This window comes from Enterobacter sp. Crenshaw (genome assembly GCF_024734705.1).
GTDB classification, from domain to species: Bacteria; Pseudomonadota; Gammaproteobacteria; order Enterobacterales; family Enterobacteriaceae; genus Enterobacter; species Enterobacter asburiae_B.
In genome coordinates this window covers 2,811,558-2,827,325 of sequence record NZ_CP102932.1, presented here as the reverse complement: position 1 = coordinate 2,827,325, position 15,768 = coordinate 2,811,558, and the positions used below count along the sequence as shown (strand labels likewise).

The following is a 15,768-nucleotide window of genomic DNA, read 5'->3' as shown; positions in this document are numbered from 1 at the left end:
AAATTAGCGGCTTTGCGACATGAAAAGAGAGTGACTTATGGCGAACTGGCAATCCATTGACGAACTGCATGATATTTCCGCAGATTTACCGCGCTTCACCCAGGCGTTCACAGAACTTGCCACCCGTCTTGGTCTGGATATCGCGCCGCTTGAGGCCGATCACATCTCTTTGCGCTGTCATCAGAATGCCACGGCCGAGCGCTGGCGTCGCGGGTTCGAACGGTGCGGCGAGTTGCTCTCCGAGAACATCATCAATGGTCGCCCCATTTGCCTGTTCAAACTGCATGAACCGGTGAACGTGGCGCACTGGCAATTCAGCGTGGTTGAGCTGCCGTGGCCGGGCGAGAAACGCTATCCGCACGAAGGCTGGGAGCATATCGAAATAGTCCTGCCGGGTGAGCCGGAAACGTTGAACGCGCGCGCGCTGGCCCTCCTTTCCGACGAAGGCTTAAGCAAGCCGGGGATTTTTGTGAAGACGAGTTCACCCAAAGGCGAGCGCGAGCGGTTACCTAACCCGACGCTGGCCGTCACTGACGGACAGGTCACGGTGAAGTTTCATCCGTGGACCATTGAGCAGATCGTTGCCAGCGAAGCGTAAGAGATGTGAGTTCACGCCGGGACTGAAAACGGACGGCGTGTCATGATGTTTCGTTTAGTGGAATTTCAGGAGGATTAAATGGCGCTGCTGGAGATTTGTTGTTACAGCGTGGAGTGTGCCGTGACCGCGCAAAAGCACGGGGCTGACCGCATTGAACTGTGCGCGGCACCCAAAGAGGGCGGCCTCACGCCGTCCTTCGGCGTATTGAAGTCTGCCCGTCAGGCCGTCACCATTCCCGTTCACCCGATTATTCGTCCGCGCGGCGGTGATTTTTGTTACACGGCGGGCGAGTTCAGTGCCATGCTTGATGATATCGCGCTTGTTCGGGACCTGGGGTTTCCGGGGCTGGTGACCGGCCTGCTGGATGAAGACGGCAACATCGATATACCGCGCATGCGTCAGATTATGAGCGCCGCGCAGGGGCTGGCCGTCACTTTTCATCGCGCATTTGATATGTGTAAAGATCCGCTTCAGGCTTTTGAAACGCTTGGAGAACTTGGCGTGGCGCGCATCCTGACATCGGGTCAGCAGGCGTCAGCTGAAAAAGGACTGCAATTAATTACGGAACTAAAAGCACATTCCGGTGTTCCAATAATAATGGCGGGTGCGGGAGTCCGCGCCAGCAATCTGGAACGGTTTTTAAACGCAGGGGTAGAAGAGCTGCACAGCTCCGCGGGTAAATGGATACCTTCGCCCATGCGTTATCGCAATACAGGATTGTCAATGTCGACGGATGCTGAAGCGGATGAGTATTCACGCTATGGCGTAGAGGGAGAGTCGGTTGCGGAAATGAAGTCGCTGATTGAGCGCCATCACGTGTAGCAACGTACCGATTTTTACCGCGCATCATGTCGCCCAATATGATGCTTGCTTGTACCAGGCCCCTGCAATTTCAACAGGGGCCTTTTTTTATCCCCTCACCCTAACCCTCTCCCCATAGGGGAGAGGGGACGGCTCGGTGCGGTTTTTCTCCCTCGCCCCTATGGGGAGAGGGCCGGGGTGAGGGGAAAACTACGGCTTGGTCGCAATCAACACCGCACGCATCGGGGCTGGATAGCCTTCGATGGTTTTGGTGTGGTCGGCCGGGTCGAGGAACTGCTCCAGCGATTCGGTGATCATCCAGTCGGTGCGGCGCTGTTCCTCAATTGAGGTCACGCTGACGTCGGCAATCCGCACATCCACAAACCCGCACTTCTCCAGCCAGTTTTTCAGCGCCAGCGCGGAAGGGATGAAGTAAACGTTGCGCATCTGCGCGTAGCGATCGCCCGGCACCAGAACGGCATGTTCATCGCCTTCAATCACCAGCGTTTCCAGCACCAGCTCGCCGCCGCTGACCAGCTGATCCTTCAGCTGCCACAGGTGTTCAAGCGGGGAACGACGGTGGTACAGCACACCCATGGAGAAGACGGTATCAAAGGCTTTCAGGGCAGGGAGTTGTTCAATACCCAGCGGCAGCAGGTGCGCGCGCTGGTCGTTACCCAGCAGCTTACGCACCGCTTCAAACTGGCACAGGAACAGCTGCATCGGGTCAATACCTACCGCCAGATGCGCCCCCGCACCAATCATGCGCCACATGTGGTAACCGCTGCCGCAGCCCACGTCCAGAATGGTACGTCCGGTCAGGTCGGAAAGGTGGGGCAGCACGCGATCCCATTTCCAGTCCGAGCGCCATTCAGTATTGATGTTCACGCCGTAAAGTGAAAACGGCCCTTTGCGCCACGGCATCAGGTTACGCATCAGCGTTTCGATGCGGTTGATCTGCCCGGCCGGGAGCGGCTCTTCACTCTCGGCGGTTACGCTGTGCAGAAGATCCAGACGATGTGGGGTCAGTTCGGGCAGATACTCCACCGCGTTTGACCACTGCTTTAACAGGCCGTGCTGCTGATCGCGCTGCCAGGCGGCAATCTGCGCGGGCAAGGTTTCCAGCCAGTGGGAAAGCTGGTTTTTGGCAATCAGCTGATAGAAGTTGCTGAATTCGATCATGCGGATTCTCCCGCTTTCAGCGCCACCAGAGAGCCAAAGTTAAAGCACTGGAACCACAGTTCGCTGTGCTCAAAACCGGCTTTGCTCAGACGCGCTTTGTGGGTTTCTACGGAATCCGTCAGCATCACGTTTTCGAGCATGCTGCGCTTCTGGCTGATCTCCAGCTCGCTGTAGCCGTTCGCCCGTTTGAAATCGTGGTGCATATTGAACAGCAGTTCGCCAACCTCGGCATCTTCGAAGCTAAATTTCTCCGAGAGCACCAGCGCGCCGCCGGGATTCAGCCCCTGATAAATTTTGTCCAGCAACAGCTGGCGGTCTTCAGGCACCAGGAACTGCAGGGTGAAATTCAGCACCACCATCGAGGCGTTATTGATCTCAATCTCGCGGATATCGCCTTCCACCACGTCGACCGGAACAGGGGCTTTATACGCGTCAATGTGGCGACGGCAGCGCTCAACCATCGCCGGGGAGTTATCGACGGCAATGATTCGGCAGCCTTCGTGGTGAACGTTACGACGAACCGACAGCGTTGCCGCGCCGAGCGAGCAGCCCAGGTCATAGACCTGCGTGCCGGGTTGAACGAAGCGCTCAGCCAGCATGCCGATCATAGAGATAATATTGGAATAACCGGGAACAGAGCGCTGGATCATATCCGGGAAGACTTCGGCTACCCGTTCATCGAAGGTCCAGTCGCCCAGGCTGGCGATAGGCGCGGAAAAAAGCGTGTCGCGATCTGACATAACGTAAAAATCCGGGAAAAATAAAGTGGCGTATTGTGCGCTAATGGAGGGAGAAAACCAACTCCCACGGCATATACCACAGGTTAGCCAGCACCATCAGCAAAAGCGAACACCAGGTCGCGCTCATGCCGGAACGACGCCAGCGGATTAAGCGGTGGTGAAAACCGTAATAGTGCATCAGGCGGCCAGCAATAAGAAGCAGGCCACAGATGTGCACCATCCAGGTTTCTGCGCCATTCATCTCCATAAAAAGCAGCAGGATTAAGGCTGCGGGGATGTATTCGACCGCATTGCCGTGAATGCGGATAGCGCTTTGTAGCTCGGAAAACCCGCCGTCACCGTAAGAGACGCGGTACAGCGTTCTGAGGCGCACAACATCAAATGAAAACTTAATCAGCAGTAATGCACCTAACACCGCATACAGCGCGCTGACCATACAAACTCCCTGTTTTTGGCAGATGGCACTTCACTATGATAGGGGGTGATATCAGAAAAGAGAAGATTGTTGTGGGATGGAAGGGGCGCTGCCCACGGACGGCACCGCAGCCTGCAAGGCCTGCCACAGAGCATCGACCAGTTCGGGCGCCTGGGCGATATCCGGCGTGTGCAAAAAGAGATACGGCGTGGTGGTGTGTTCCCACTTCGCTAACGTTTGCAGCCAGACGGCGAACATCGCCTGATTTTGCTGCATGTTATCGCTGCCGATATACCTGACCATTGGGTTATGCGCGGTCACGATGGCATGGACCGGCACTTTCGGTTTTTTACGCTGAGCTTCAACGATGGCTTCGCTATGGGGGACAGCGCTGTGCACCGGCCGGCTATCGAGGATCACCCGGTTAACGGAACGCTCAAGCAGGCCGCGATTGAGCGCTTTTTCTGCTTCGCCCTTCGCAAAAAATTCAGGATGCCTGACTTCAACGCCGTAGGCGAATTCACGGGGCAGGGCATCCAGGAACTGCCAGAGCGCAGGTAAATCGCGCGGGCCAAACGTGGCGGGCAGCTGGATCCAGTACTGACCGATGCGGTTCGCCAGCGGCGACATGCGCGTAAAAAACTCTTCGGTCAAATCCCCGCAGTTGCGCAGCGCGGCCTGGTGGGAAATGGTGGCCGGAAACTTAAAGCAGAAGCGGAAGTCGTCGGTCGTTTGTTCCCGCCAGCGCGTAACAATCTCGGCTTTAGGGAGCGCATACAGGGTGGTGTTACCCTCGACACAGTTGAAGTGCCGGGCATACTCCTCAAGGCTGGTGATGCCAAGGCGCACCCATTTCGGGTGCGACCACTGGGGCAGGCCCACGTACATCATAGCGCGCTGACAATCTCATCCGTGCTGCGCACGCGGCCGATGCGCGGGAAGATATGGGTCATGCTGCCCTGGTGCTGTTCCGCGGAGGCCGCGCTGCAGGCATCTTCGGCGATCACCAGGTTAAAGCCCAGCTCCCACGCGTTGCGGGCGGTAGACTCCACGCCGATGTTGGTGGAAATGCCGCACAGGATGATGGTGTCGATGCCGCGACGGCGGAGCTGCAGCTCGAGATCGGTACCGTAAAATGCGCCCCACTGGCGTTTGGTCACTTCGATGTCGCTGTCGCGTTTGCCGAGTGCGGCCGGGTACGTCCACCAGTTTTCAGGCAGGGCGCGTGCGGAAGCCTTTGCATCAACGGGCTGTTTTAACGCTTCAGCGTAATCAGCGGACCAGCCGACGCGCACCATGACAACAGGCGCACCGCTGGCACGACATGTTTCCGCCAGGCGAGCTGCGCGGCTGACCACATCATCCGCGGTATGCGGGCCGCCGGCGAAGGGCAGAATGCCTTCCTGTAAATCAATCACGACAAGTGCGGTTTTACTGGCATCAAGTGTTAACATCGTTACTCCCGTTAAATGAATCACTTCCAGACACCATACGATGTGATGGCCTGTTCCTGGGCGGATAATTTTGTTAATTTTTGTGAGAATGCGCAATAAGAGTGCAGCAAACGACCGCCAGGCCGTGGTTCGCTCTTATCGTCCGGCGGAATTTCCAGTATAATAGCCGCCTTTTTTCATCCAGTTGTGACATACAGAAAGCTGCGACATAGTAGCCTGCATACCAGGCGACATTTAGCCTGCGGCTAATTAAGGGATATCTCATGCGTACAGAATATTGCGGGCAGCTGCGTCAGTCCCACGTCGGACAGCAGGTAACCCTGTGTGGTTGGGTCAATCGTCGTCGTGATCTTGGTAGCCTTATCTTCATCGATATGCGCGACCGCGAAGGTATCGTTCAGGTGTTCTTCGATCCAGATCGCGCAGATGCGTTGAAGCTGGCCTCTGAGCTGCGTAATGAGTTCTGCATTCAGGTCACCGGCACCGTGCGTGCGCGTGACGAGAAAAACGTCAACGCCGACATGGCGACGGGCGCCATCGAAGTGCTTGCGTCCGATCTGGTGATTATCAACCGTGCAGAAGCGCTGCCGCTGGACTCCAACCACGTCAACACTGAAGAAGCGCGTCTGAAATACCGCTACCTGGATCTGCGTCGTCCGGAAATGGCTCAGCGCCTGAAAACCCGTGCGAAAATCACCAGCCTGGTGCGTCGCTTTATGGATGACCACGGTTTCCTCGACATCGAAACCCCGATGCTGACCAAAGCCACGCCGGAAGGCGCGCGCGATTACCTGGTCCCATCCCGCGTTCATAAAGGCAAATTCTACGCGCTGCCGCAGTCTCCGCAGCTGTTCAAACAGCTGCTGATGATGTCCGGCTTCGATCGCTACTATCAGATCGTGAAATGCTTCCGCGACGAAGACCTGCGCGCTGACCGCCAGCCAGAATTTACCCAGATCGACGTGGAAACCTCCTTCATGACTGCCGAGCAGGTGCGTGAAGTGATGGAAGCTCTGGTGCGTAGCCTGTGGAACGACGTGAAAGGCGTTGAGCTGGGCGATTTCCCTATTATGACCTTCGCTGAAGCCGAGCGTCGTTACGGCTCCGACAAACCCGACCTGCGTAACCCTATGGAGCTGGTGGACGTAGCAGACCTGGTGAAAGGCGTTGAGTTTGCCGTCTTCGCTGGCCCGGCTAACGATCCTAAAGGCCGCGTAGCAGCGCTGCGTGTACCGGGCGGTGCGGCACTGAGCCGCAAGCAGATCGACGACTACGGCAACTTCATCAAGATCTACGGCGCAAAAGGTCTGGCCTATATTAAAGTGACCGAGCGTGCGAAAGGTCTGGAAGGCATCACCAGCCCGGTAGCGAAATTCCTGAACGCGGACATCGTGGAAGCGATCCTTGAGCGCACCGGCGCGCAGGACGGCGACATGATCTTCTTCGGCGCAGACAACAAGAAAGTCGTGGCGGATGCGATGGGCGCGTTGCGTCTGAAGCTTGGCAAAGACCTGAGCCTGACCGACGAAAACAAATGGGCGCCGCTGTGGGTTATCGACTTCCCAATGTTTGAAGACGACGGTGAAGGCGGCCTGACCGCAATGCACCACCCGTTCACCTCGCCAAAAGACATGACGGCGGCAGAGCTGAAAGCGGCACCGGAAGATGCGGTCGCCAACGCTTATGACATGGTCATCAACGGCTACGAAGTGGGCGGCGGTTCCGTGCGTATTCACAGCGGTGAAATGCAGCAGACCGTGTTCGGCATCCTGGGCATCAACGAGCAGGAGCAGCGCGAGAAGTTTGGCTTCCTGCTGGACGCCCTGAAATACGGAACGCCGCCGCATGCGGGCCTGGCCTTCGGTCTTGACCGTCTGACCATGCTGCTGACCGGCACCGATAACATTCGTGATGTTATTGCCTTCCCGAAAACCACTGCCGCAGCGTGTCTGATGACCGAAGCGCCAAGCTTTGCCAACCCGGCCTCTCTGGCCGAGCTGGGCATTGAAGTGGTGAAGAAGGAAGAGAAAAACTGATATGGCATATAAGCTTCCCGTTTCGGTCCTGGTGGTCATTTATGCAGAAGACACGAAGCGGGTGCTGATGTTGCAGCGGCGCGATGATCCTGATTTCTGGCAGTCGGTAACCGGCAGTCTGGAAGAGGGGGAAACCGCGTTGCAGGCCGCCGCGCGCGAAGTAAAGGAAGAGGTCACCATTGACGTTGCCCGCGAGCAACTGACCCTGAAGGACTGCCAGCGCACGGTGGAGTTTGAAATTTTTAGCCATTTACGTCATCGCTACGCGCCGGGTACCGAGCGCAATACGGAGTCGTGGTTCTGTCTCGCGCTCCCCCATGAACGGGAGATCGTGTTTACCGAACACCTGACCTACCGCTGGGTCAGTGCGGCGGATGCCGCCGCACTGACCAAGTCGTGGAGCAACCGGCAGGCGATTGAAGAATTTGTAATTAACGCAGCCTGAGAAGGCGCGATTTTTGGAGAACTTTTTATGGCAGGTCATAGTAAGTGGGCCAACACCAAACACCGCAAAGCGGCACAGGATGCCAAGCGCGGTAAGATCTTTACCAAAATCATTCGCGAGCTGGTGACAGCAGCGCGTCTGGGCGGCGGCGACCCGGCTTCTAACCCGCGTCTGCGCGCGGCGGTAGATAAAGCGCTGTCAAACAACATGACGCGTGACACCCTGAACCGTGCTATCGCACGTGGCGTGGGCGGTGATGAAGACGCGAACATGGAAACCATCATTTATGAAGGTTACGGCCCTGGCGGTACTGCGGTGATGGTTGAATGTCTGTCCGACAACCGTAACCGTACCGTTGCGGAAGTGCGCCACGCGTTCACCAAAACCGGTGGCAACCTGGGTACTGACGGTTCCGTTGCTTACCTGTTCAGCAAAAAAGGCGTCATCTCCTTCGAGAAAGGCGACGAGGATGCGATCATGGAAGCGGCGCTCGAAGCCGGTGCGGAAGACGTGGTGACCTTCGATGACGGTGCTATCGACGTTTATACCGCGTGGGAAGAGATGGGTGCCGTGCGCGACGCGCTGGAAGCGGCTGGCCTGAAAGCGGACAACGCTGAAGTCTCCATGATCCCGTCCACTAAAGCGGACATGGATGCGGAAACGGCACCGAAACTGCTGCGTCTGATCGACATGCTCGAAGACTGCGACGACGTTCAGGAAGTGTACCACAACGGTGAAATCTCTGATGAGGTTGCAGCGACTCTCTGATGAGAGCGTATAAATCCGTTACAGGAGACGCGTGATGTCGATTATTCTCGGGATTGACCCAGGCTCACGCGTCACCGGTTATGGCGTTATTCGTCAGGTGGGACGCCAGTTAACCTACCTGGGCAGCGGCTGTATTCGCACCAAAGTGGACGATCTTCCTTCGCGCCTGAAGCTCATTTATGCGGGCGTGTCGGAGATCATCACCCAGTTTCAGCCGGACTATTTCGCCATCGAGCAGGTCTTTATGGCGAAAAACGCCGATTCGGCGCTAAAGCTCGGTCAGGCGCGCGGTGTTGCCATCGTCGCTGCCGTGAACCAGGATTTGCCGGTATTCGAATATGCGGCGCGTCAGGTCAAGCAGACGGTGGTGGGCATTGGGAGCGCGGAGAAAAGCCAGGTGCAGCATATGGTGCGTACCCTGCTGAAGCTTCCCGCGAACCCGCAGGCCGACGCCGCGGATGCGCTGGCGATTGCGATTACCCACTGTCACGTCAGCCAGAACGCGATGCAAATGAGCGAGTCGCGGCTCAATCTGGCGCGAGGCAGGTTACGATAATCAGAAATCAGGCTGGATAAACATCCAGCCTTTTTTTATTATGTCGGCAGTTAATTTCTCCCAGAACGCAGGAGCGTCACGTGATAGGCAGACTCAGAGGCATCATCATTGAAAAACAACCCCCGTTAGTGCTGCTGGAAGTAGGTGGCGTGGGCTATGAAGTCCATATGCCGATGACCTGCTTCTACGAGCTGCCGGACGCGGGCAAAGAGGCGATTGTCTTTACCCAGTTTGTGGTGCGTGAAGATGCCCAACTGCTGTACGGATTCAATAACAAGCAGGAACGCACCCTGTTCCGCGAGCTGATTAAAACCAACGGCGTCGGTCCGAAGCTGGCGCTGGCGATTTTGTCCGGCATGTCGGCACCACAGTTCGTGAATGCCGTTGAGCGCGAAGATCCTGCGGCGCTGATTAAGCTTCCGGGCATTGGTAAGAAAACCGCCGAGCGCCTGATTGTCGAGATGAAAGACCGCTTTAAAGGTCTGCATGGCGATCTGTTCACTCCGGCTGCCGATTTGGTACTGACCTCTCCTGGCGGCCCTGCAACGGATGATGATGCCGAGCAGGAAGCGGTTGCCGCGCTGGTGGCGCTGGGCTATAAACCTCAGGAGGCCAGCCGAATGGTGAGCAAAATTGCCAAACCGGACGCCAGCAGTGAAACCCTGATTCGTGAAGCGCTGCGCGCTGCATTGTGAGGTAAAGGATGATTGAAGCAGACCGCCTGGTGTCGGCAGGCACTATTCAGGCAGATGACGTGGTGGATCGCGCGATCCGCCCAAAACTGCTTGATGAGTATATCGGCCAGCCGCAGGTTCGTTCCCAGATGGAGATTTTCATCCAGGCGGCAAAGCTGCGCGGCGATGCGCTCGATCACCTGCTCATTTTTGGCCCTCCCGGTTTAGGCAAAACCACGCTGGCGAATATCGTCGCCAATGAAATGGGCGTCAACCTGCGCACCACCTCCGGCCCTGTGCTGGAGAAGGCGGGCGATCTCGCGGCGATGCTGACCAACCTCGAACCGCATGACGTGCTGTTTATCGATGAGATCCACCGCCTGTCGCCGGTGGTGGAGGAAGTGCTCTATCCGGCGATGGAAGATTACCAGCTGGATATCATGATCGGTGAAGGCCCGGCCGCGCGCTCCATCAAAATCGATCTGCCGCCCTTTACCCTGATTGGCGCCACCACCCGCGCCGGGTCGTTGACCTCTCCGCTGCGCGACCGTTTCGGCATCGTGCAGCGTCTCGAGTTTTACCAGGTGGCGGACCTCCAGCACATCGTTGGCCGTAGCGCCCGCTATATGGGGCTCGAAATGAGCGAAGAGGGCGCGTTTGAAGTGGCGAAACGTTCCCGCGGTACTCCTCGTATCGCCAACCGCCTGCTGCGCCGGGTGCGTGACTTTGCCGAGGTGAAGCACGATGGCTCGATTTCCGCGGAGATCGCTGCCCAGGCGCTGGATATGCTGAACGTCGATGCTGAAGGCTTTGACTATATGGACCGTAAACTGCTGCTGGCCGTGCTGGACAAGTTCTTTGGCGGCCCTGTCGGGCTGGATAACCTGGCGGCGGCAATCGGTGAAGAGCGTGAGACAATTGAAGATGTGCTGGAGCCGTATCTGATCCAGCAGGGCTTCCTGCAACGCACCCCGCGTGGACGTATGGCAACGGTGCGGGCGTGGAATCATTTCGGCATTACGCCACCGGCAATGCCGTAATGTTTTGTTCCCTCTCCCCGAGGGAGAGGGCCAGGTGAGGGCTTCAGCGCCCTCCATGTTAATTCGCGGTCTTTTTCATCATACTGAAGATAAACATCACCGCCGCACTTAGCACCACTGATGGCCCCGCAGGCGTGTCATAGAACGCCGAGAACGTTAACCCACCCGTTACCGCAATCATCCCGATAATCACGGCTACGCCGGCCATCTGCTCCGGCGTACGGGCAAAACGACGCGCCGTGGCGGCCGGGATGATCAGCAGAGACGTAATAATCAGCGCGCCGACAAACTTCATTGCGACACCAATCGTTAATGCCGTCACCAGCATCAGCAGCAGCTTCACGCGCTGCAGCTTCACGCCGTCGACAAATGCCAGATCCGGACTGACGGTCATGGCCAGTAAATTCCGCCACTGCCAGAGCAGAATAGCGAGCACCACCACCACGCCAACGGCGATAGCGATGAGATCTTCCGGCGTCACGGCCAGCAGGTCGCCGAAGAGGTAGGCCATCAGATCCACGCGGATGTTCGACATCAGGCTGACAACCACCAGGCCCAGAGACAGGGCACTGTGCGCCATAATGCCAAGCAGCGTATCAATGGCGAGGTGAGGGCGTTTTTCCAGCCAGACCAGACCGGCGGCCAGCAGCAGCGTGACCACAATCACCGCGTAGAAGGGGTTCACATCCAGCAGCAGACCAAAGGCTACGCCCAGCAGGGACGCATGCGCCAGGGTATCGCCAAAATAGGACATTCTGCGCCAGACAACAAACGAGCCGAGCGGGCCCGCGGCGCAGGCAAGCATAATCCCGGCCAGCCAGCCGGGCAGTAATAGTTCAATCATGAGTGTCCATTTCCCCGACGCAGTACGATTCGTCCCTGTAAATCATGGCGATGATTATGATGATGGCGGTAAATGCCCAGCTGTTCAGCGCCGCGAGGGCCGAACATGGAGATAAATTCCGGGTGCATTGACACCACTTCAGGCGTACCGGAGCAGCAGATGTGGTGGTTGAGGCACAGCACTTCGTCGGTTTTTGCCATCACCAGATGCAGGTCGTGAGACACCATCAGCACGGCGCAATCAAGCTCCCGACGGAGCTGGTCGATCAAATCATAAAGCGCAACCTGACCATTCACATCCACACCCTGAGTTGGTTCATCCAGTACCAGCAGCTGCGGGCTGCTCAGCAGCGCGCGGGCAAGCAAAACACGCTGAGTTTCACCGCCGGACAGTTTTTGCAGCGGCGCATCGACAAGATGGCCCGCCTGCACGCGTTTCAGCGCCGGGAGAATATCGGCTTTTCGGGTGCCGGGGCGCAGGCGCAGGAAACGGCTGACCGTCAGCGGCAGCGTTGCGTCGAGATGAAGTTTTTGCGGCACATAGCCAATACGCAATTTTTCCTCGCGCTTAATCACGCCTTCATCGGGGGCGACCAGACCCAGCACCACGCGCACCAGGGTTGATTTGCCTGCGCCATTGGGGCCGAGCAGCGTCAGAATTTTGCCGGGCTTCAGATCGAGCGACACGTCAGAGAGGACGCGGCGCTGCCCGAATGAGACCGAAATATTTTCAAGAGAAACCAATGTCGTCATGTCATTTTAAGCTTGAAGAAGTCAACGAATGTTATAATATCACATTCCACGCATTCACTACGATGATTAGTCGCATTATGTTACATAAAAATACGCTTCTTTTCGCAGCATTATCCGCTGCCCTTTGGGGTACAACCGCACAAGATGTTAACGCTGCGGTTGTCGCTTCGCTTAAACCACTCGGATTCATCGCGTCGGCCATTGCCGACGGGGTAACGGAAACCCAGGTTCTGCTCCCTGATGGTGCATCTGAGCATGACTATTCCCTGCGCCCGTCAGATGTAAAACGCTTACAAAACGCGGACTTAGTCGTCTGGATTGGTCCTGAAATGGAAGCGTTTATGCAAAAGTCAGCAAAACAGGTTGCTGGCGAAAAACAGGTCGCGATTGCCGAACTCTCCGGCGTGAAACCGTTGCTCATGAAAGGGGCGGATGACGACGGCGACGAACATGACCATCATGCCGCAGACGGCGAAAAAGGTGATGGAGATCACCATCACGGCGAGTACAACATGCATCTTTGGTTATCCCCAGAGATAGCGCGGCTTTCAGCGGTTGCAATCCACGACAAATTAGTGGAACTTATGCCGCAAAGTCGAGCCAAACTAGACGCCAACCTGAAGGATTTTGAGGCACAATTAGCCGCAACCGATAAGCAGGTTGGTAATGAGCTCGCACCGTTGAAAGGTAAAGGGTATTTCGTTTTTCATGACGCCTACGGCTATTACGAAAAACACTACGGTTTGACCCCACTGGGCCACTTCACCGTCAACCCTGAAATTCAGCCTGGTGCGCAGCGTTTACATGAAATCAGAACACAGTTGGTTGAGCAAAAAGCGACATGCGTTTTTGCTGAGCCACAGTTCAGGCCAGCGGTCGTAGAAGCCGTGGCCAGGGGAACATCCGTGCGCATGGGAACCCTTGACCCGCTAGGTACGAATATCCAGTTGAGCAAAGCGAGCTATTCGCAGTTTCTCAGCCAACTGGCGAACCAGTATGCGAGCTGCCTGAAAGGAGATTAACGAGGAAGTGAATACGTGCAACAGATAGCCCGCTCTGTCGCCCTGGCATTTAACAATCTGCCACGACCCCACCGCGTTATGCTGGGGTCGCTTACAGTTCTCACCTTAGCGGTCGCCGTCTGGCGGCCCTATGTTTACCACCCGAGTTCTGCTCCTATCATTAAAACCATTGAGCTTGAAAAGAGCGAAATCCGTTCTTTGCTGCCTGAAGCCAGTGAGCCTATCGACCAGGCGGCTCAGGAAGATGAAGCCATCCCGCAGGATGAGCTGGACGATAAAACCGAGAACGAGGCGGGTATCCACGAATATGTTGTCTCTACCGGGGATACGCTGAGCAGCGTGCTGAACCAGTACGGCATCGACATGGGCAATATCAGCCAGCTGGCGGCTGCGGATAAAGATCTTCGTAACCTGAAAATCGGACAACAGCTCTCCTGGACTTTAACGGCGGATGGCGATCTCCAGCGTCTGACCTGGGAAATGTCCCGCCGCGAAACCCGCACCTACGATCGCACTGCAAACGGTTTCAAAATGACCAGCGAAATGCAGAAGGGCGACTGGGTTAACAGCGTTCTGAAAGGCACCGTGGGCGCGAGCTTTGTCTCCAGCGCGCGCGATGCAGGCCTGACCAGCGCTGAAATCAGTTCGGTGATTAAAGCCATGCAGTGGCAGATGGATTTCCGCAAGCTGAAGAAGGGCGATGAGTTCTCCGTCCTGATGTCCCGCGAAATGCTGGACGGCAAGCGCGAGCAAAGCCAACTGCTGGGCGTACGTCTGCGCTCCGAAGGCAAAGATTACTACGCGATTCGTGCCGAAGACGGTAAGTTCTATGACCGCAGCGGTACGGGCCTTGCGAAAGGTTTCCTGCGTTTCCCGACGGCAAAACAGTTCCGCGTCTCCTCTAACTTTAACCCGCGTCGTCTGAACCCTGTAACCGGGCGCGTCGCGCCGCACCGTGGCGTTGACTTTGCCATGCCGCAGGGCACGCCGGTACTGGCGGTTGGCGATGGTGAAGTGGTGGTGGCCAAGCGTAGCGGTGCCGCCGGATATTATGTCGCGGTACGTCATGGTCGTACTTATACGACCCGCTATATGCACCTGCGTAAGCTGCTGGTGAAGCCGGGCCAGAAGGTGAAGCGTGGTGACCGTATCGCGATCTCCGGCAATACCGGACGCTCTACCGGCCCGCACCTGCACTATGAAGTGTGGATCAACCAGCAGGCCGTGAACCCGCTGACGGCGAAACTGCCGCGCACCGAAGGCCTGACAGGTAAAGATCGTACTGATTATCTGGCGCAGGTGAAAGAGGTGATGCCGCAGCTGAGCTTAAACTAAGCCCTCTGTTTTTGTTAAAAAAGCCGGCGCACACTGACGCCGGCTTTTTCTTTTGTGCGTGGACGACTGCCTCGCTACACTATCTGAATAAAATTTTGCGTCATCAGACCCTGGATCCAGCATGGAAACCAAAAAAAACAATATTGAATACATTCCTGAGTTTGAAAAATCCTTCCGCCATCCGCGCAACTGGGGCGCCTGGCTTGGTGTCTACGCCTTTGCGGGGATGGCGATGCTGCCTGCCTCTGTTCGCGATCCTGTTCTGGGTAAAATTGGCCGTCTGGCCGGGCGTTTAGGCAAGAGCGCCCGCCGCCGCGCGCAGATCAACCTCTATTACTGTTTTCCTGAGAAAAGCGACGCCGAGCGCGAGGCAATCATTGATGAGATGTATACCACCGCGCCGCAGGCAATGGCGATGATGGCGGAACTGGCGCTGAAAGGGCCGGATAAAATCGTCGATCGCGTTGACTGGAAAGGGCTGGACATCATCGAGGAGATGCGCCGCAACGACGAGAAAGTCATTTTCCTCGTCCCCCACGGCTGGGGCGTTGATCTTCCGGCGATGCTCATGGCGTCTCAGGGCCAGAAAATGGCGGCGATGTTCCATAACCAGGGAAATAAAATCTACGATTTTGTCTGGAATACGGTGCGTCGTCGTTTTGGCGGACGTTTGCATGCGCGTAACGATGGCATTAAGCCCTTCATTCAGTCGGTGCGTCAGGGGTACTGGGGCTACTATCTGCCGGATCAGGACCATGGCCCAGAGCACAGCGAGTTTGTCGATTTCTTTGCGACCTATAAAGCGACGCTCCCCGCGATTGGTCGCCTGATGAAAGTCTGCCGTGCCCGCGTGATCCCGCTGTTCCCGGTCTATGACGGCAAAACGCATCGCCTGAGTATTGAGGTCCGTCCGCCGATGGATGATCTGCTGACCGCGGACGACCACACCATTGCGCGTCGAATGAACGAAGAGGTGGAAATCCTGGTGGGGCCGCATGCCGAACAGTACACGTGGATCCTGAAGCTGCTTAAAACGCGTAAGCCGGGTGAAACTGAGCCCTATAAACGCAAAGAGCTTTATCCGCGGAAATAAAAAAAGCCCTCTC

Annotated in this window: 18 protein-coding genes; 11 read left to right on the top strand and 7 right to left on the bottom strand. The window is 56.7% G+C overall.

Annotation, left to right across the window (positions count from 1 at the left end; translation table 11 throughout):
• Positions 1-37 precede the first annotated feature (37 nt).
• Together NWV12_RS13555 and cutC are read left to right on the top strand one after the other, a co-directional pair.
• Positions 38-598: a VOC family protein gene (locus NWV12_RS13555; RefSeq protein WP_033145857.1), complete on the top strand. Its 561-nt coding sequence runs from the start codon at positions 38-40 to the stop codon at positions 596-598.
• A gap of 78 nt (positions 599-676) precedes the next feature.
• On the top strand, positions 677-1,420 hold the full coding sequence (gene cutC, locus NWV12_RS13550; RefSeq protein WP_048979932.1) for a copper homeostasis protein CutC: 744 nt from the start codon (positions 677-679) through the stop codon (positions 1,418-1,420).
• Between the two features lie 189 nt (positions 1,421-1,609).
• Here the strand turns inward: cutC and cmoB are convergent, their stop codons facing one another.
• The 5 genes from cmoB to NWV12_RS13525 are packed head-to-tail and all read right to left on the bottom strand — an operon-like array spanning position 1,610 to position 5,190.
• Positions 1,610-2,581, bottom strand: a complete 972-nt coding sequence (cmoB, locus tag NWV12_RS13545) for a tRNA 5-methoxyuridine(34)/uridine 5-oxyacetic acid(34) synthase CmoB (RefSeq protein WP_048979931.1) — start codon at positions 2,579-2,581, stop codon at positions 1,610-1,612.
• Entirely contained in the window at positions 2,578-3,321 is a 744-nt protein-coding gene (gene cmoA / locus NWV12_RS13540; RefSeq protein ID WP_029741772.1) for a carboxy-S-adenosyl-L-methionine synthase CmoA, read from the bottom strand. The genes cmoB and cmoA overlap by 4 nt, the downstream gene beginning before the upstream one ends.
• 40 nt (positions 3,322-3,361) lie before the next feature.
• Positions 3,362-3,757 carry an MAPEG family protein gene (locus NWV12_RS13535; RefSeq protein ID WP_021240443.1) on the bottom strand — a complete coding sequence of 132 codons (396 nt, stop codon included), beginning with the start codon at positions 3,755-3,757 and terminating at the stop codon, positions 3,362-3,364.
• Between the two features lie 51 nt (positions 3,758-3,808).
• Entirely contained in the window at positions 3,809-4,627 is an 819-nt protein-coding gene (locus tag NWV12_RS13530; protein ID WP_045887970.1) for a DUF72 domain-containing protein, read from the bottom strand.
• Positions 4,624-5,190 carry a hydrolase gene (locus tag NWV12_RS13525; RefSeq protein WP_048979930.1) on the bottom strand — a complete coding sequence of 189 codons (567 nt, stop codon included), beginning with the start codon at positions 5,188-5,190 and terminating at the stop codon, positions 4,624-4,626. Before NWV12_RS13525 ends, NWV12_RS13530 begins: the two co-directional genes overlap by 4 nt.
• A gap of 263 nt (positions 5,191-5,453) precedes the next feature.
• Here NWV12_RS13525 and aspS point away from each other — a divergent pair, with 263 nt between their 5' ends.
• The 6 genes from aspS to ruvB all read left to right on the top strand — a co-directional run bounded on the left by aspS (position 5,454) and on the right by ruvB (position 10,709).
• Positions 5,454-7,226, top strand: coding sequence for an aspartate--tRNA ligase (gene aspS, locus NWV12_RS13520; protein WP_023312238.1), 1,773 nt, complete (start codon positions 5,454-5,456; stop codon positions 7,224-7,226).
• 1 nt (position 7,227) lies between these two features.
• Positions 7,228-7,671: a dihydroneopterin triphosphate diphosphatase gene (gene nudB, locus NWV12_RS13515; RefSeq protein WP_023312237.1), complete on the top strand. Its 444-nt coding sequence runs from the start codon at positions 7,228-7,230 to the stop codon at positions 7,669-7,671.
• 27 nt (positions 7,672-7,698) lie between these two features.
• Positions 7,699-8,439: a YebC/PmpR family DNA-binding transcriptional regulator gene (locus NWV12_RS13510; protein ID WP_008500447.1), complete on the top strand. Its 741-nt coding sequence runs from the start codon at positions 7,699-7,701 to the stop codon at positions 8,437-8,439.
• A gap of 34 nt (positions 8,440-8,473) precedes the next feature.
• Complete coding sequence (gene ruvC, locus NWV12_RS13505) at positions 8,474-8,995, top strand: crossover junction endodeoxyribonuclease RuvC (RefSeq protein WP_003859749.1); 522 nt, start codon at positions 8,474-8,476, stop codon at positions 8,993-8,995.
• Positions 8,996-9,075: 80 nt separating this feature from the next.
• Positions 9,076-9,690 (top strand): Holliday junction branch migration protein RuvA, encoded by a 615-nt coding sequence (ruvA, locus tag NWV12_RS13500; RefSeq protein ID WP_023312236.1) that lies wholly within the window; start codon positions 9,076-9,078, stop codon positions 9,688-9,690.
• An 8-nt stretch (positions 9,691-9,698) separates the two neighbouring features.
• Positions 9,699-10,709 (top strand): Holliday junction branch migration DNA helicase RuvB, encoded by a 1,011-nt coding sequence (gene ruvB / locus NWV12_RS13495; RefSeq protein WP_023312235.1) that lies wholly within the window; start codon positions 9,699-9,701, stop codon positions 10,707-10,709.
• A 58-nt stretch (positions 10,710-10,767) separates the two neighbouring features.
• Here ruvB and znuB read toward each other — a convergent pair whose 3' ends face one another.
• Together znuB and znuC are read right to left on the bottom strand one after the other, a co-directional pair.
• On the bottom strand, positions 10,768-11,553 hold the full coding sequence (gene znuB / locus NWV12_RS13490; protein WP_048979928.1) for a zinc ABC transporter permease subunit ZnuB: 786 nt from the start codon (positions 11,551-11,553) through the stop codon (positions 10,768-10,770).
• Positions 11,550-12,305, bottom strand: coding sequence for a zinc ABC transporter ATP-binding protein ZnuC (gene znuC / locus NWV12_RS13485; protein WP_023312233.1), 756 nt, complete (start codon positions 12,303-12,305; stop codon positions 11,550-11,552). The genes znuB and znuC overlap by 4 nt, the downstream gene beginning before the upstream one ends.
• Positions 12,306-12,382: 77 nt before the next feature.
• On the opposite strand from znuC, the gene znuA reads away from it, so the two are divergent.
• The 3 genes from znuA to lpxM all read left to right on the top strand — a co-directional run bounded on the left by znuA (position 12,383) and on the right by lpxM (position 15,755).
• Complete coding sequence (znuA, locus tag NWV12_RS13480) at positions 12,383-13,327, top strand: zinc ABC transporter substrate-binding protein ZnuA (protein WP_045404493.1); 945 nt, start codon at positions 12,383-12,385, stop codon at positions 13,325-13,327.
• 15 nt (positions 13,328-13,342) lie between these two features.
• Positions 13,343-14,662, top strand: a complete 1,320-nt coding sequence (gene mepM, locus NWV12_RS13475; RefSeq protein ID WP_024909694.1) for a murein DD-endopeptidase MepM — start codon at positions 13,343-13,345, stop codon at positions 14,660-14,662.
• A 121-nt stretch (positions 14,663-14,783) separates the two neighbouring features.
• The gene (gene lpxM / locus NWV12_RS13470) at positions 14,784-15,755 is read left to right on the top strand and encodes a lauroyl-Kdo(2)-lipid IV(A) myristoyltransferase (protein ID WP_048979927.1); all 972 of its coding nucleotides are present in this window, start codon (positions 14,784-14,786) and stop codon (positions 15,753-15,755) included.
• Positions 15,756-15,768 lie beyond the last annotated feature (13 nt).

What these genes read in the sequence shown, in the direction of transcription:
- NWV12_RS13535 (WP_021240443.1), bottom strand. Translation starts at nt 3,757, where the DNA reads ATGGTCAGCGCGCTGTATGCGGTGTTAGGTGCATTACTGCTGATTAAG.
- NWV12_RS13510 (WP_008500447.1), top strand. Translation starts at nt 7,699, where the DNA reads ATGGCAGGTCATAGTAAGTGGGCCAACACCAAACACCGCAAAGCGGCA.
- aspS (WP_023312238.1), top strand. Translation starts at nt 5,454, where the DNA reads ATGCGTACAGAATATTGCGGGCAGCTGCGTCAGTCCCACGTCGGACAG.
- NWV12_RS13555 (WP_033145857.1), top strand. Translation starts at nt 38, where the DNA reads ATGGCGAACTGGCAATCCATTGACGAACTGCATGATATTTCCGCAGAT.
- znuA (WP_045404493.1), top strand. Translation starts at nt 12,383, where the DNA reads ATGTTACATAAAAATACGCTTCTTTTCGCAGCATTATCCGCTGCCCTT.
- cmoA (WP_029741772.1), bottom strand. Translation starts at nt 3,321, where the DNA reads ATGTCAGATCGCGACACGCTTTTTTCCGCGCCTATCGCCAGCCTGGGC.
- lpxM (WP_048979927.1), top strand. Translation starts at nt 14,784, where the DNA reads ATGGAAACCAAAAAAAACAATATTGAATACATTCCTGAGTTTGAAAAA.
- znuC (WP_023312233.1), bottom strand. Translation starts at nt 12,305, where the DNA reads ATGACGACATTGGTTTCTCTTGAAAATATTTCGGTCTCATTCGGGCAG.
- cmoB (WP_048979931.1), bottom strand. Translation starts at nt 2,581, where the DNA reads ATGATCGAATTCAGCAACTTCTATCAGCTGATTGCCAAAAACCAGCTT.
- nudB (WP_023312237.1), top strand. Translation starts at nt 7,228, where the DNA reads ATGGCATATAAGCTTCCCGTTTCGGTCCTGGTGGTCATTTATGCAGAA.
- ruvC (WP_003859749.1), top strand. Translation starts at nt 8,474, where the DNA reads ATGTCGATTATTCTCGGGATTGACCCAGGCTCACGCGTCACCGGTTAT.
- cutC (WP_048979932.1), top strand. Translation starts at nt 677, where the DNA reads ATGGCGCTGCTGGAGATTTGTTGTTACAGCGTGGAGTGTGCCGTGACC.
- ruvB (WP_023312235.1), top strand. Translation starts at nt 9,699, where the DNA reads ATGATTGAAGCAGACCGCCTGGTGTCGGCAGGCACTATTCAGGCAGAT.
- NWV12_RS13525 (WP_048979930.1), bottom strand. Translation starts at nt 5,190, where the DNA reads ATGTTAACACTTGATGCCAGTAAAACCGCACTTGTCGTGATTGATTTA.
- znuB (WP_048979928.1), bottom strand. Translation starts at nt 11,553, where the DNA reads ATGATTGAACTATTACTGCCCGGCTGGCTGGCCGGGATTATGCTTGCC.
- NWV12_RS13530 (WP_045887970.1), bottom strand. Translation starts at nt 4,627, where the DNA reads ATGATGTACGTGGGCCTGCCCCAGTGGTCGCACCCGAAATGGGTGCGC.